Raw genomic sequence first — 14171 nt, forward strand, 5'->3', positions numbered from 1 at the left:
TCAGCCCGCGGCAGCCCCCACCACAGGTTGCCGGGGCCGCGGTGCGCGGCGGGCCAGCCCGGCCACCACCTGAGTGTGGAAACGGTCGACGGAGTCGTCGACGCTGCGGATGAAGCCTGATTCGGCGTTGCCCCGGGTGTTGCCCATACCCCGGAAGAGGGACAGCCGGAAGCCGGTGATCCGGGCGCCGTTCCTGGGCAGGATGTCCGCCGGTTCGGGGCGCAAGCGCTCCAGTGTGCCGCGCGGCCCGCCCGTCTCGCCGTCGACGAGGGTCTCCACGTGCAGATCGGCCGGCGCCTCGTCGAGCTGCCGCACCAGGCGCTTGGCCCAGGTGAGCGGCTGGCCCTGCTCGGGCACCGGGATCTCGATGGACGTCCGCAGCTTGCCCGTGCGCAGGTCCGCGCAGAGCGCGAGGACACCGGGCGTGCCCTCGATGCGCAGCTCCGCCTCCAGCCTGCCGTCCAGGCACAGCCGGTCCGCGAGGGCGGTACGCCGGTCCCGGGGATCCGTGCCGCGTCGGGCCCGCTGGACGGGCAGCACCTTCTCACCCAGTTCGCCGCCCAGCCGCAGGCACACCTGCCGCACGAGCCGCTCCCAGCTCTCCACGACGTCCACGGCCCGGGCGTCGCCCTGGCACAGGGTCTCGTCGTCGATCCCGTTGCGCACGGGCACCCAGGCCGGGCCCATGTTCTGGAATCCGTGGCATCCGGAGTTCTCGTGCTGGAGGTAGTGCAGGAGCTCCTGGAGCAGCCAGGCGTGCGAGGCGTGCGCCACGCCCTCGTGGCGGATCAGCATCTGCGCCTGGTGGGCCACCTCGGCCCAGGACAGGTGCCGTAGCGCCACCTTGTTCTTGCGCCGGCCGTCCGTCTTGACCTGGACGATCCGGCTGCCCTCCAGCTCGACGTCGTTGGACAGGGTGATGACGGCCTCGTAACCGCGGCGGGCGGCGATGTCGGCGTAGGCCTGCACCTGGTCCTGCTTGAGGGGGTTGCCGTTCGTCTTGGTCTCCACGAGCGCGGTCCACAGTTTGCCCGCCCGCTCGACGCGGATGACGCCGTCCGGGCGCCGGGGCGCGTTCCCGTTGGGCAGCGTGACCTCGGTGAACGTCTCCATGCGCCCGGCCGGGGCGCCGAAGCCCGCGGTCAGCCGGCGGCCGAACTCCGGAACCTGGGCCATCACCGACAGCAGGACGGAGGTCGCCCGGGTCTCCCGTTCGCGGTCGCTCTTCAGCGCCGAGGCGGGGAAGAGCCGGGCCGTGCGCCAGCCGTCGTTCTCGGCGAGGGACTTCCTGGCCACCTTGGGCAGCGTGACCTTCTTCCTGGCCGTGCTGGGGCGTGCGGCGGGCTGGGCCGGGACGGCCGCGGGAGCCTCGGTGACCAGCGGCTTCGCGACGGGCGCCATGCCCGGCGACCCCGCCGCCGGCTCGATCCGGCCCCCGGCCGGGTCCTCGGCCGTACCCGGCGCCGGAGTCTCGGCCGGTTCCTCCGGTTCGGCCTCCGCCGAGTCGTCGATGTCGACGCCGAAATCGGTGGCCAGACCGGCGAGACCGGAGGCGTAGCCCTGTCCGATCGCGCGGAACCGCCACTCGCCGGCCCGCCGGTAGAACTCGCCGAACAGCAGGGCCCCGACCGCCCCGGCGTCCCCGACGCGGTAGCGCAGCATGCCGTCGCCCGAGGTGTCCGCGAGGGTCAGCCGCAGGTCGTCGAGCTCGGAGAAGCGGGCGGACCGGTAACGGCTGGCCGCCACGACGATCCGTTCGATCTCCGCGGGAACGGCGGTCAGGTCGAAGGTGATGCGGTCCTCGTCGCCCTCGGCGGTGGGAGTCTTGCCCAGGAGCTGCACGCTCCCGTCCGGGGCGACGGGGTTGTTGTAGAAGTAGAAGTCCGTGTCGCCGCGGACCTTCCCGTGGCGGGTCAGCAACAGGACGGAGACGTCCGCGTCGCCCTCTCCCGTCGGGCTGCTCCAGCCCAGGCTCACCATCACCGGACCGACGTCCGTGCTCAACGACGACAGACCGACGTTGGCACCTTTGATCATCTCGTGCACGAGGCCCCCCGGATGCACAGCCGTGCGAGCGTCCCGCAGCGGCCCGTTTTCCTTGCTGTGTGTGACGCGCCCGACACTCTCGGCGCATCTGGGGGAACCATATATCCCTGCCCGGTACCACCGGCGGTGGTTCGTCCCCCTTGCTCCCGGACCCGGACGGGCCGCCGCTGCCGTGCGCCGGGAGCGGCCGCGACCCGTCCGGGCCCGGTGCTCAGCCCTGGGTCGGAGCGGGCGACTTCCCCGCCAGTACGTCCTGAAGGCGCTTGGCGCCCGCCTCGACCGCCTGCCTGGTGGAGTCGTGCTCGGTGCCGTCGAGGCCGCCGTTGGTGAGGGACAGGGCGCTGTCGCCGACCCGCGCGGCGGCGAAGTCGAGCGTCAGGGTCTCGGGGTCGCCCTCCAGCTCACCGGTCATCGTCACCCGGAGCCCCTGACGGGCGTCCCCCGCGTCGGGCAGGTCCGTGGAGATGACCTGGACCGTCTGCCGGTCGCCCTTGCCGGTGACGGCCGTGAACTGGTCGCACGTGTCCGGCAGCGTCTTCAGCCACTTCAGCTGGGCGTCCAGCGCCTTCTGCCCGTAGGCGCCGACCTCGTAGCGCAGCTGGGCGTCGTTGTCGCTGTCGTCGAAGCCGGTGACGGCACTCGCGCCCCGCGGATCGCCCAGCAGGTCCTCGCTGTACAGGCCGTCCAGCAGCTTCTGGCACTGGGTGGCGTTCGCCTTGTCGGTGATGAAGTCCGCGGGGTCGACCGTGCTCTTCAGCAGCGCGTCCCGCCAGGCCGCCGCGCCCTTCGACTCGGTCCACTGCGAACCCAGGTCGGAGTTGGTGATCAGCGCCGCGTGCGCCTCGGCCTCGGTGAGCGTGCGGACGGAGGAGGGGGAGGACGACGCGGCGCGGGGCTCCTCGGCGACGGGAGAGGCGGAGACGGGGGACGCGGAGGCGTCCGTCCGCCCGGAGCCGGAGCCGGAGCCGTCGCCGCCCGCGCAGGCAGCCGTCGAGAGGAGCATCCCCGCGGTCAGGGCGGATGCGAGGAGACAGGACGGACGGTTCATGCGAAGGCCTCCGAGGCGGTCCCGAGGTAGCGGCGTGTCCTGCAACGCCACCACCGGCCAGGGCCTCCCACCAGCGCACCGGGCCGTCCGGGTGACCGCGGCACCCGGACGCGGTCACCCGGCGAGGGTGCTCCCGGCCGGTTCCGGACCGGGATCTGCCAAAGTGGAAGGTGATGCACGCGCCCCAGGGAAGCACCATGAGCCCAGCCGACCGGTTCGACGACGACGAGTACCCCGCCTACACGATGGGCCGCGCCGCCGAGCTGATCGGCGCCACCCCCGCGTTCCTGCGGGCCCTCGGGGAGGCGGGGCTGATCACGCCGCTGCGCTCCGAGGGCGGCCACCGCCGTTACTCGCGCAACCAGCTGCGGGTCGCGGCCCGCGCCCGGGACCTCGTCGGCCAGGGCACGCCCGTGGAGGCCGCCTGCCGCATCGTCACGCTGGAGGACTGTCTCGACGAGGCCCTGCGGATCAACGCCGAACTGCGCGGGTCCGCGTCGCAGGACGCCTGAGCCGGGCCGGCCGGGGGCCCGCCGGGACGGCTTCCGCGCCCGTCCGGGATATCTGCTTCGGCCGATACAGAATTTGATACCCGGGCCCGCGAGGTTTTGTTATTCCCCACGCCGAGGTGAGATAGTGCGCCCCCTTCGGGGCTCGTATCGTGCTACTGTCGATTTCAGTTGCAGTTGTGGTTCCCAGAGTTTTTCCGGTGCATTCCGGGTGGGGCAATCATTGCGGCGACGCAGGTCCACACAGTGTGGGCCTTCGAGCTTTGCCCCGAAGGAGATTTGACATGGCTACTGGCACCGTGAAGTGGTTCAACGCGGAAAAGGGCTTCGGCTTCATCGAGCAGGATGGCGGCGGCGCCGACGTCTTCGCTCACTACTCGAACATCGCCACCTCTGGCTTCCGTGAGCTCCAGGAAGGCCAGAAGGTGACCTTCGACGTCACGCAGGGCCAGAAGGGCCCGCAGGCGGAGAACATCGTCCCCGCCTAGTCCGGGACACCGGGTGGCCGGGGTCAGCACCGTACGGTGCTGACCCCGGCCACCCGTCTTTTTGCGGTCATTGAAATGCCGATGAACATTTCTTCGGCGCGCCATACCCGCTTTGGCCGGCACCAAACTCGACGTAGACGTTGGACCGCGTCGTGTCACGTCGCGCCGCACGCGACGCGCCGAATCGAGCGACGGGTCATCCCTGTCGACGGCGACACCGACGGCGGCCGCCGTCCGAGCGCCGCCCCGCCGATGACGTGGGTCCGTCACACCGCCAGGACGGCGCGGACGGTCTTGCCGCCGAGACTCGTGCTGACGACCTCGAGGCTGTGGGCGAGCTCCTGGACCATCGCCAGACCCCGGCCGCTCTCCGACTCCGTGTCCAGGACGCCGACCAGCGGCCGTCCGGGGCTGTCGTCGCGGACCTCGACCGTCACGTGCCCGTGCCCCAGTTGCAGACGCAGCCTGCAACCGCTGCGGCCGTGCCGTACGGCGTTGGCCACCAGTTCGGAGGCGATCAGCGTGGCGTCGTCCACCTGGTCGGCGGTCGGCGAAGCCAGCCGGGGCCGTGGCCGGGTGAGGAACGCCGTCGTCAGCTTGCGGGCCCTGCCCGCCGAGACGGCCGTACGCGGCAGTGTGTACTCCACGCGGGCGGTCGGCCGGACGGTGCGCTGGTGCGCACGCATGACTGACACCTCTCTTCCCCCTCCAGGACGATCAGTACCCGGCCGTCGGCTCCGTCCCCGTCGGCCGGGACCCCGCGCGTCACGGTGCGCGGTCGGTCCTGCCCTCGGGTGATGCCCCTCCCGGAGGATCCGCAACCAACGACCTACGTCACAAAGCCGCCACGGGGTCCGCGCGGACCGGTTCAGCGCCCCGGGTCCAGCAGGTGGAAGTCGTCGTAGTCGAAGCCCGGCGCCACGACGCAGCTGACCAGAACCTCCTGGTCGCCGGCCGGGCGGGCGGCCTGCCAGACACCGCCGGGGACCAGCGCCTGGGGGCGTTCTCCGGCCTCGACGCGAGGGCCCAGACGGACGACCTTCGGGGTGGACTGGGGCGTGTTTCCGTCACCGCCCAGCAGGACGTCGAGGGGGCCGCCGCGATGCCACAGCCAGAGTTCGTCGGAGCGGACGGTGTGCCAGGCGGAGGTGTCACCGGGGGCGAGGAAGAAGTAGATGGCGGAGGCGGCGGCGCGGGGGCCGGGGTAGCCGTCGGGGCGGAAGGCCTGTGGCGCGGTCCAGGTCTCGACGAACCAGCCGCCCTCCGGGTGGGGTTGCATGTTCAGGGCGGCGGCCAGTTCCGGAATCCCGGTATCAGGAGAGGTCACCCATTGCCTCTATCACGCGGTCGGCGGTGACTCAACCAACTCCCGGTGGACACGCGCGAATGCTTGAAAGGGCTCCGGTCCACGGCGTCCCCGTGCGGAGAGCCGACCGGTCCGATTTCCCGCACGGAAGTACGGGTGGCCGATATCGGAACGGGGGTCGCGGTGGTCCGCCGGCGTGCCGCGGGTAGCGCCGAACGCCTTCTCTACGCCGGATAGGCGTGTGTCTGGGCCGCCTTCACCGTCGCCCAGACGACCGCGCCCGGACGCAGGTCGAGTTCCGCCGCCGCGACGGTCGTCAGGTCGGCGGCGAGCGGCAGTTCGCCGGTGAGACCCGCGCGGATCTGGTCGCCGTGGGTCTCCAGGCCGTCCACCCGGCACTGCCACAGGTTGCGGGCGCTGGAGCCGGTGGGGCGGTCGCGGTGCAGCGTCACGGCGCTCGGCGGGAACGCCACGAACGCGGGGCCGTCGAGGAGTTCGGTCGTGGTGATCGCCGGGCCCGCCTCCAGCCGTACGGTGTGGCCCTCGGCCTCGCCCCGGTAGAGGTTGAGGCCGACCAGCCGGGCGATGTAGTCGGTGCGCGGCCGGCGGGCGATGTCCGACGGGCCGCCCTCCTGGACGACCCGGCCGTGCTCGACGACCACGAGCCGGTCGGCCAGCACCATCGCGTCCAGCGGGTCGTGTGTCACGAGGACGGCGACCGCCTCGAAGTCGGCCAGATGGCGCCGGAGTTGGGCGCGCACGTCGAGCCGGGTGCGGGCGTCCAGCGCGGCGAGGGGTTCGTCGAGCAGCAGCAGCCGGGGACGGGTGGCGAGGGCGCGGGCGACGGCGACCCGCTGTGCCTGTCCGCCGGACAGCCGGCGCGGTCTGGCCCCGGCGTGCTCGGCGAGGCCCATGCGCTCCAGCCACGCGGCGGCCCGCTTCCGGGCCTCCGCCCTGGACGCGCCCTGACAGCGCGGCCCGAACGCGACGTTGTCGAGCGCGGTCAGGTGGGGGAAGAGCAGGTAGTCCTGGAAGACCACGCCGATCGGGCGGGACTCGGGCGGTGTGCGGTCCAGGGAGGCGCCGTCCAGCCGCAGTCGGCCGCCCTCCGACAACGGGGTGAGTCCGGCGAGCGCGCGCAGCGCGGTGGTCTTGCCGGCGCCGTTCGGACCGAGCAGCGCGACGACGTCACCGGGGGCGGCGGCGAGCTCGACGTCGAGGTGGAACGAGCCGCGCCGGACGACGAGGCGGGCGTCGAGGCCCTCGTCCGGCGCCGGGGCGGTGGCCGCCCGGGGCGTGTCCGTCACGACGCGATCACCTCACCCTCGTGCGGTCGTCGGTCGTGGTGCCCGTCCGCGGCCGGCCGGCCGTCGTCGTGTTCGCCCTCGTGGGGGAGTTCGTCATGACGCCGCCTTCATCCAGCGGTCCCGCAGCCCGGCGAGGACCGCGATCGACACCGCGAGCAGGACGAGGCTCAGGGCGATCGCGGCGTCGGGGTCGCTCTGCAGGGCCAGGTAGACGGCCAGCGGCATGGTCTGGGTGCGGCCCGGGAAGTTGCCCGCGAAGGTGATCGTCGCGCCGAACTCGCCGAGCGCGCGAGCCCAGGCCAGCACGGAACCGGCGGCGATGCCCGGTGCGATGAGGGGCAGGGTGACCCGGCGGAACGCGGTGAAGCGGGAGGCGCCGAGGGTCATGGCGGCCTCCTCGTAGCGCGGGTCGGCCGCCCGCAGGGTGCCCTCCACGCTGATCACCAGGAAGGGCATCGCGACGAAGGCCTCGGCCACGACCACTCCGGCCGTGGTGAAGGGCAGCGTGATCCCGAACCACGAGTCGAGCAGCTTCCCGGCGACGCCGTTGCGGCCGAGGGCCAGCAGCAGCGCCACACCGCCCACCACCGGAGGCAGGACGAGCGGCAGTGTGACCAGCGCCCGCACGAGTCCGCGGCCGGGGAAGTCGGTACGCGCCAGCAGCCAGGCGAGCGGCACACCGAGCACGAGGCACACCGCGGTGGCCGTCGTGGCCGAGAACAGGGACAGCCGCAGGGCCTGCCAGACCTCGGGCTTGCCCAGCTGTTCCGGAAGGCTGCGCCAGGGCGCCCGGACGAGCAGTGCGACCAGGGGCAGGAGCAGGAAGACGAGCCCGACGAGGGCCGGCAGCAGGAGGGGAAGCGGTGCCCCGCGCCGCACCCGGCCGCCCGCCCCGCCGCGCCACCGGCCGAGCCCGCGCCGCGGCCCACCCGTCAGGGTGTCGGCCGGGGAGTCGGACTTGTCGAGCGCGGTCATCGATCACTCATGGCTTCGGGAGGCGGGTTCGGGGCATCGGCTTCGGTGCGGTTCCACCGTACGGCCGACACGCGGTACGCGGGACGAGGCGTGCGGCGCGAGGTGCCCGCCGGGGGTGGCGCGGGCCACCGGGAACCGGGAGGGCCGACGCCGGCGCCGGACGGCGGGAGCCGGGTCAGGAGGTGGGCTGGAGGAATCCGGCCCCGGTCAGCACCTGCCGGCCCTCGGGGGACCGCACCAGCTCGATGAACGCCTTGGCCGCGTCGGCGTTGTGCGAGTCCTTGAGCAGGGCGATCGGGTAGTCGTTGATGGCGTCGGCCGACTCGGGGAACTCCACGCCCTCCACTTTGTCCCCCGCGGCCTTCACGTCGGTCTTGTACACGACCGCCGCGTCCGCCTCCTTGAGCACCACCTTGGTCAGGGCGCTCTTGACGTCCTCCTCGTAGGAGACCGGGGTGAGCTTCAGGTCGCTCGCGTCCAGCGACTTCTGGGCGGCGGCACCGCATGGCACCGTCTTGTCGCACAGGACGACCTTCAGGTCGGGGTCGGTGAGGTCCTTCAGGGAGTCGACCTTGTCCGGGTTGCCGGGCAGGGTGGCGATCTCCAACTGGTTGCGGACGAAGGTGGCCGGCTCGGCGGCGTTGTCCTTCGCGTCCGTCACGATCGCCATGGTCTTCGGGCTGGCGGAGGCGAAGACGTCGGCCGGGGCGCCGCTCGTGATGCTCGCCGCGAGGGCGTCGCTGCCGGCGAAGTTGAAGGTGACCTTCGTGCCCGGGTGCGCCTTCTCGAAGTCCTTGCCGAGGGTCGTGAAGCTCTCCTTGAGGGAGGCGGCGGCGAAGACGGTCACCGTGCCGGAGAGCTTCGAAGAGGACGCGGAGCCCGACGACTTCGACGTGGCCGAGGAGTCGGAGGCGTCGTCGGAGGAGGAGCAGGCGCTGAGGGCCAGCAGCGCGGCGGCACCGGCCACCTGCAGGGTCCGGCGGGTCCGGCGCGCGGATCGGGTCATCACGGGTCCACTCCCTAAAAAACTCTGGTGCTCGCTGAAGTTCCGTCGTGCTCTTCAGACGTGAGCTCTCCTCCTGCTGACGCCGATCATACTTCCGCATGTGCGGCCCGAAAGTCCCCTGTTGCATCGCATGAGCTGTGGATGTGGGCCTCAGGCGTGCGCATGTGCGTTTATACGGGGTCGTCGGCCGGGTGACGGTGTTCCGGGAGGTGCCGCCCAGTGGGCCAGTCCCTGTCCCGGCCGACGCCACCGGCTCCGCCGCTCGCGGAGCTCGTCCTGACCGGTGACCTCGCCCGGCCGGCCCGGCTGACCGTGCCCGACCTGTCCGGCCGGCCCCGGCACCGGGTCCAGGCCACCTCCGAGTGCGCCGCCGACGCCGTACAGCGGCACGAGTTCGAGGGAGCGCTGCTGCACGACGTCCTGCTGGACTCCGGGCCCGCCTTCGATCCGGTCCGCCGCATGGACCGGCTGCGTTTCCTGATCGGGGGGCGAGCGCGGACGGTCATCACGCGCTGCTCACCTGGGCCGAGATCGACCCCGGCTTCGCGGACGCCCCGGTGCTGCTCGCGGTCGGCATCGACGGCACTCCGCCGGACAGGGCGGGACCGCGGCCGGTCCTTCCGCGGGACCGGTGCGGGGCCCGGCACATCAGCGGCGTCAACGCCATCCGTGTGGACGGCCGTTACCCGTCCTGGCCGTACCCGGGTCCTGGCCGGCCCTGTCCGTCCCCGCCCGGCAGGTCTGGCGCGGGCGTCCGTCGGGCGGGGGCCCGGGTTCCCGGCGACTGTCCTTCGGGCCCGGCCGCCGCCGCTCAGGCGCGGTCGATGTGCACGTTGGTGGACTTGACCCTGGCCGTGGCCTCCACGCCGACCTCCAGGCCCAGTTCCTCGACGGCCTCCCGGGTCAGCAGGGAGACCAGCCGGTGCGGTCCGGCCTGGATCTCCACCTGGGCCGCGACGTCGCCGAGTTTGACGGCGGTGACGATGCCGGGGAAGGCGTTGCGGACGGACGTGGAGGAGGTGATGCCCTCCTCGCCGCCGGCTCCGGCCAACTCCACGGAGAACGCGGCGAGATCGCGTCCGTCGATGAGCCGCCGCCCGCCCTCGTCCCGGTGCGTGGCCACCCGCCCGGCATCGGCCCAGCGCCGGGCGGTGTCGGGGCTCACCCCGAGGAGCCGGGCGGCCTGGCCGATGGTGTACGACTGCATACGCGCGACCATAGGCAGCCCGCCCCGGCACCCGCAAGCCGGACCCGGCGCGGCGGCGGCCGTGGTGAGCAGGGCGAAGTGCGCGCGGCGCGGGCCGGTACCGGCCCGGATCAGAGGAGCGACGCCTGCGCCGCGTACTCCACCCTGATGTGCTTCGCCCAGAACTTCCCGAGGTCCTTCTTGAGGACGAGATCGGCCGTCGCCGGGTCGTCGACTCCGAAGAACACGAAGCCCCTGGGGTCCGGGCCCACCTCGCGCAGGTCGAACGTGCCGTCCCAGCGGCCCATGTCGTCGCCGACCCGGTCGACCAGGGCCATCAGCCGGTGATGCGTGACGTCGGTGTCGTGGAACCGCACCCGTACGCCCTTCTCCGCCTGGGCGCAGATGTCCGCGTCGAACGCCGCGGAGGGAATGCGGTACACGTCCACGGTCCTCGTTTCCTCGTCGATCGTCAGACCGGTGTAGACGCTCCGGTAGCGCGTCTCGCCCCACTTGTCGGCGTAGCCCGGTACCCGGGACGTCGGAAGTCCCGGATCGGCCGGGCCGTCCGCCGGCCGGGTGCCGGCGCACACGGTCGTGCGCTTCGCGGCCCGGCCGTCCTCGTCCGCCGCGCCGGCGCTCGACCCCTGGACCGCCACGAGGGCCGCGGCACTCGCCGCCACGGCCCCGGCCGTCCTCCTGATCCTGCTTCGCCTGCTCATCGAGCCCTCCCCGTCCGCCGTCCGTACGGTACGGCGACGCGCGGCCCGGCGGATACGTTCAGCGGCCGCGGCTCCCGGCGGCCGCGTAGGCGCGGAGGAAGAGCGCCTCGACGTGGGCCATGTGCTCGATCTCGGTCGGATCGACGCTCTCGTTGGGGGCGTGGATGAGGCAGCGGGGTTCCTCCACGCCCATGAGGATGATCTCGGCGCGGGGGTAGGTCTCGGCGAGGACGTTGCACAGCGGGATGGAGCCGCCCTGGCCGAGGAAGGCCATGGGCTTGCCGTAGACCTCCTCCATGGCGCGGCCCAGCGCGCCGTAGGCGGGGCCGTCGGTGGCCGCGCGGAAGGGCGCGCCGCCGCTCTCGTCCTCGACGGTGACCCGCGCTCCCCAAGGGGCGGACTCGGTGAGGTGCCGGGTGAGGGCCGCGCGGGCCGCCCCCGGGTTTGTGCCGGGCGGGACGCGCAGGCTCACCCGGGCCCGTGCGGTGGGCGGTACGGCGGCGGCGGAGCCGACCACCGGGGGGCAGTCGACGCCGAGCACGGTGACGGCGGGCCGGGCCCACAGCCGGTCGGCGACCGTGCCGGTGCCGGTGAGCCGGACGCCGTCCAGCACTCCGGCGTCCGCGCGGAACCGCTCCTCGTCGTAGCCGGCGCCCTCCCAACGGCCCTCGCAGTCCAGGCCGTCGACGTGGGTGGCGCCGGTGTCCGGGTCGCGCAGGCCGGCGAGCATCTGGATCAGCGCGGCGAGGGCGTCGGGGGCGGGGCCGCCGAACATGCCGGAGTGCACCTCGCCCGTGAGCGTCTCGACGGTGACGACGACATTGGCGAGGCCGCGCAGCGTGACGGTGGCGGTGCCCGTGCCGACCTCGGCGTTGCCGGTGTCGCACACCAGCAGCGCGTCGGCGAGGAACTGCTCCGGGTGCTGGGCCACGTAGCTCTCCAGACCGCCCGTGCCCTGCTCCTCCGATCCCTCGGCGACGAACTTCAGGCCGACCGGGATGTCGTCGCCGAGCGCCCGCAGGGCGGTCAGGTGCATCACGATGTTGCCCTTGCAGTCCGCGGTGCCGCGCCCGTACCAGCGGCCGTCGCGTTCGGTGAGGGTGAAGGGCGGGGTGGTCCAGGCGTCGTCGTCGAGCGGCGGCTGCACGTCGTAGTGGCAGTACAGCAGTACGGTGGGGGCGCCGGGCGGCGGCGGGCGGTGGCCGATGACGGCGTGGCTCCCGTCGGGCGTCTCGGCGAGGTGCACGTCGTGCAGCCCCGCCGCGGTGAAGGCGTCGGCCACCCATTGCGCGGCCCGGTGACACTCCTCGGGCGGGTACTGGCGCGGGTCCGCGACGGACGGGATGGCGACCAGCTCGGCCAGGTCCGCCTTGGCGCGCCCCATCAGGCCGGCGACCTTCTCGGCGAGTTCGGACACGGTCACCGCCTCACCGTGTCGTCGAGCTTCAGGTCGTCGATCCTGCCCTTGAAGTCGTCCAGCTTCTCCGGGCAGTAGATCTCCAGGATCGCGGCCTCCGCGCGGAGCGTCCGGCCGTCTCCGATGACGGGCCGCTGGCCCACGAACGCCGCCCCGTTGGACACGTTGATCTTCCAGAGGGCCGACTTGAGGGCGCTGGCGGGGTTCTCGCAGACCACGCCGCCGTCGGTGCCCAGGGCGCTTTCGATCACGGCGGTGTTGGGGCGGCGGAAGCCGGCCTCCTCGGCGGCGTCGGCGAGTTGGTTGGCCTTCGTCGCGGCCTCGTTGTTCCTCGAGATGCTCGTGTAGCGCACGAGTCCGATCACGACGAGCGCGAGCAGGAGGAGGATCGCGCCGTAGTAGATCCACCTGTGCTCGGATGCGAACCGGGTGGGGCTCATGACGTCGCCTCCTCCTCGCGCGCGGCCTCCGTCTGCCAGCTCGGCTTCCTGAACTTCAGGAAGGCCCACGGGATCAGCAGGCCGAGGATGCCGAGACCGGCGCCGATGATGCAGACGTACACGACCACACTGCCGCCGCCGAACTGCGAGGGCGGCACGAAGCCGATGATCATGGCCGCCGAGGAGGCCAGGAAACCGACGACGCAGATCAGGCGGAGGGCGGGGGCGCGGTAGCCGCGCGGATGGTCGGGCTGGAGCTTCCGCAGCCGGATCGCCGCGACGAACATCAGCAGGTAGACGATGAGGTACACCTGCGTGGTGATCGTCGAGAAGACCCAGTAGACGTTGGACACGTTCGGGATGAACGCGTAGCCCAGGGCGATCACCGTGGTCACGACGCCCTGGGTCACCAGGATGTTCTGCTGGACGCCGAAGCGGTTCAACCGCTGGAGGTACGGCGGCAGGTACCCCTCGCTGCGGGAGATCTCCAGCAGGCCCTTGGACGGTCCGGCGAGCCAGGTCAGCATGCCGGCGAGCGACGCGGAGATCAGCATGACCGCCGCGATCGGGGTCATCCAGCCGATGTGGAAGTACCCGAAGAACGCCTCGAACGCCTGCATGACTCCGGCGGTGAGGCTGGTCTGGTCGGCGGGCACCACCCAGCTGATGGCCAGCGCGGGCAGGATGAAGATCAACAGCACCAGGCCCGTCGCCAGGAACATCGACTTCGGGTATTCCTTCCCCGGGTTCTTCAGCGACGACACGTGGACGGCGTTCATCTCCATGCCGGAGTACGAGAGGAAGTTGTTGACGATCAGCACGAGGCTGGCCAGGCCCGTCCACTGCGGCAGCAGATGGCTGGCCGTCATGGGCGCGGCCGAGGGGTTGCCCTGGGCCAGGAAGACCATGCCGAGCACGACGAGGATCGTGCCGGGGACGAGGGTGCCGATGACCAGACCCCAGCTGGACAGTCCCGCCAGCGCCTTGGTGCCCCGGGAGGAGACCCACACGCCGGTCCAGTACAGAACCATGATCACGATCGCGGTGTAGAGGCCGCTGGAGGCGAGGGCCGGGTCGATGATGTACGCGATGGTGCTCGCCACGAAGGCCAGCAGGCTCGGGTAGTAGAAGATCGTCATCGCGAACTGGCACCACACCGCGAGGAAACCGAGGGGCTTGGACAGTCCCTGGCTCACCCAGTTGTAGACGCCGCCGTTCCAGCCGGACGCCAGTTCCGCGGAGACCAGGGCGGTGGGCAGCAGGAACACGATCGCCGGCACCAGGTAGAGGAACACGCAGGCCAGTCCGTAGACGGCCATGGTGGGAGCGGCCCGCAGGCTCGCCACCGACGCCGTCGTCATCAGCGCCAGCGTCAGCCAGGTGAGCCGGGGCGCCGAGGGGACCGCGGCGCGTGTGGTGGCCCGCGCGGTCTCCCGTGGTGCGTCCGCCGGCATGTCCATCGAGCTCATCGGACCCCTCCCTGTTCATGGGTCGAAAGAGATGGGCCAAGCCTCCGGCCGGGTGAACGGGGGTGCGCGGTGGGTGATCCGTTCGAGTGAGGGGCTCCCGGCCCGGGATCCGGCTCCCGCCCGCCGTGCGCCCCGCGGGCGGGGCGGGGTCTTCCGTGCCCGGAGTCCCTGCGCGGCCATGATCATGTACTTGATAGCGTCCTTCCACCCGCCGTCCGAACGCACGTGCGTTCCGCGGCGGTTCTCCCTGGT

At 72.2% G+C, this 14171-nt stretch carries 14 protein-coding genes and 1 pseudogene; 3 read left to right on the forward strand and 12 right to left on the reverse strand.

What is annotated here, in order from left to right; genetic code table 11:
• Entirely contained in the window at window positions 1-2037 is a 2037-nt protein-coding gene (locus ACFYW7_RS12670; RefSeq protein ID WP_389501079.1) for a TerD family protein, read from the reverse strand.
• A 220-nt stretch (window positions 2038-2257) separates the two neighbouring features.
• A complete protein-coding gene (locus tag ACFYW7_RS12675; protein WP_389501081.1) occupies window positions 2258-3094 on the reverse strand; it encodes a hypothetical protein in 837 nt (278 codons plus the stop codon).
• Window positions 3095-3291: 197 nt separating this feature from the next.
• Between ACFYW7_RS12675 and ACFYW7_RS12680 the strand changes: the two genes are divergently transcribed.
• Together ACFYW7_RS12680 and ACFYW7_RS12685 are read left to right on the forward strand one after the other, a co-directional pair.
• The gene (locus ACFYW7_RS12680) at window positions 3292-3606 is read left to right on the forward strand and encodes a helix-turn-helix domain-containing protein (protein ID WP_389501083.1); all 315 of its coding nucleotides are present in this window, start codon (window positions 3292-3294) and stop codon (window positions 3604-3606) included.
• A 281-nt stretch (window positions 3607-3887) separates the two neighbouring features.
• On the forward strand, window positions 3888-4091 hold the full coding sequence (locus ACFYW7_RS12685) for a cold-shock protein (RefSeq protein WP_020871138.1): 204 nt from the start codon (window positions 3888-3890) through the stop codon (window positions 4089-4091).
• A gap of 266 nt (window positions 4092-4357) precedes the next feature.
• On the opposite strand, the gene ACFYW7_RS12690 is transcribed toward ACFYW7_RS12685, so the two are convergent.
• The 5 genes from ACFYW7_RS12690 to modA form a co-directional block, all read right to left on the reverse strand.
• Window positions 4358-4777 (reverse strand): ATP-binding protein, encoded by a 420-nt coding sequence (locus ACFYW7_RS12690; protein ID WP_389501085.1) that lies wholly within the window; start codon window positions 4775-4777, stop codon window positions 4358-4360.
• A 182-nt stretch (window positions 4778-4959) separates the two neighbouring features.
• Window positions 4960-5418, reverse strand: coding sequence for a cupin domain-containing protein (locus ACFYW7_RS12695; RefSeq protein ID WP_389501087.1), 459 nt, complete (start codon window positions 5416-5418; stop codon window positions 4960-4962).
• A 203-nt stretch (window positions 5419-5621) separates the two neighbouring features.
• A complete protein-coding gene (locus ACFYW7_RS12700; RefSeq protein ID WP_389501089.1) occupies window positions 5622-6704 on the reverse strand; it encodes an ABC transporter ATP-binding protein in 1083 nt (360 codons plus the stop codon).
• 93 nt (window positions 6705-6797) lie between these two features.
• Window positions 6798-7679, reverse strand: coding sequence for a molybdate ABC transporter permease subunit (gene modB / locus ACFYW7_RS12705; protein ID WP_389501091.1), 882 nt, complete (start codon window positions 7677-7679; stop codon window positions 6798-6800).
• 175 nt (window positions 7680-7854) lie between these two features.
• On the reverse strand, window positions 7855-8685 hold the full coding sequence (modA, locus tag ACFYW7_RS12710; protein ID WP_389501093.1) for a molybdate ABC transporter substrate-binding protein: 831 nt from the start codon (window positions 8683-8685) through the stop codon (window positions 7855-7857).
• 219 nt (window positions 8686-8904) lie between these two features.
• On the opposite strand from modA, the pseudogene ACFYW7_RS12715 reads away from it, so the two are divergent.
• Window positions 8905-9380 (forward strand): annotated as a pseudogene (locus ACFYW7_RS12715) (hypothetical protein); the annotation flags it as partial.
• A gap of 116 nt (window positions 9381-9496) precedes the next feature.
• Here ACFYW7_RS12715 and ACFYW7_RS12720 read toward each other — a convergent pair.
• From ACFYW7_RS12720 to ACFYW7_RS12740, 5 genes are all read right to left on the reverse strand, one after another.
• Window positions 9497-9892: a molybdopterin-binding protein gene (locus ACFYW7_RS12720; protein WP_389501095.1), complete on the reverse strand. Its 396-nt coding sequence runs from the start codon at window positions 9890-9892 to the stop codon at window positions 9497-9499.
• A gap of 110 nt (window positions 9893-10002) precedes the next feature.
• Window positions 10003-10593 carry a hypothetical protein gene (locus tag ACFYW7_RS12725; RefSeq protein WP_389501097.1) on the reverse strand — a complete coding sequence of 197 codons (591 nt, stop codon included), beginning with the start codon at window positions 10591-10593 and terminating at the stop codon, window positions 10003-10005.
• A gap of 58 nt (window positions 10594-10651) precedes the next feature.
• Complete coding sequence (locus ACFYW7_RS12730) at window positions 10652-12016, reverse strand: dipeptidase (protein WP_389501099.1); 1365 nt, start codon at window positions 12014-12016, stop codon at window positions 10652-10654.
• A complete protein-coding gene (locus tag ACFYW7_RS12735) occupies window positions 12013-12450 on the reverse strand; it encodes a hypothetical protein (RefSeq protein ID WP_389501101.1) in 438 nt (145 codons plus the stop codon). The genes ACFYW7_RS12730 and ACFYW7_RS12735 overlap by 4 nt, the downstream gene beginning before the upstream one ends.
• Entirely contained in the window at window positions 12447-13919 is a 1473-nt protein-coding gene (locus ACFYW7_RS12740; protein WP_389501103.1) for an APC family permease, read from the reverse strand. The genes ACFYW7_RS12735 and ACFYW7_RS12740 overlap by 4 nt, the downstream gene beginning before the upstream one ends.
• Window positions 13920-14171: the final 252 nt, after the last annotated feature.

The sequence above is a fragment of the Streptomyces sp. NPDC002580 genome (assembly GCF_042889485.1).
Lineage (GTDB): Bacteria > Actinomycetota > Actinomycetes > Streptomycetales > Streptomycetaceae > Streptomyces.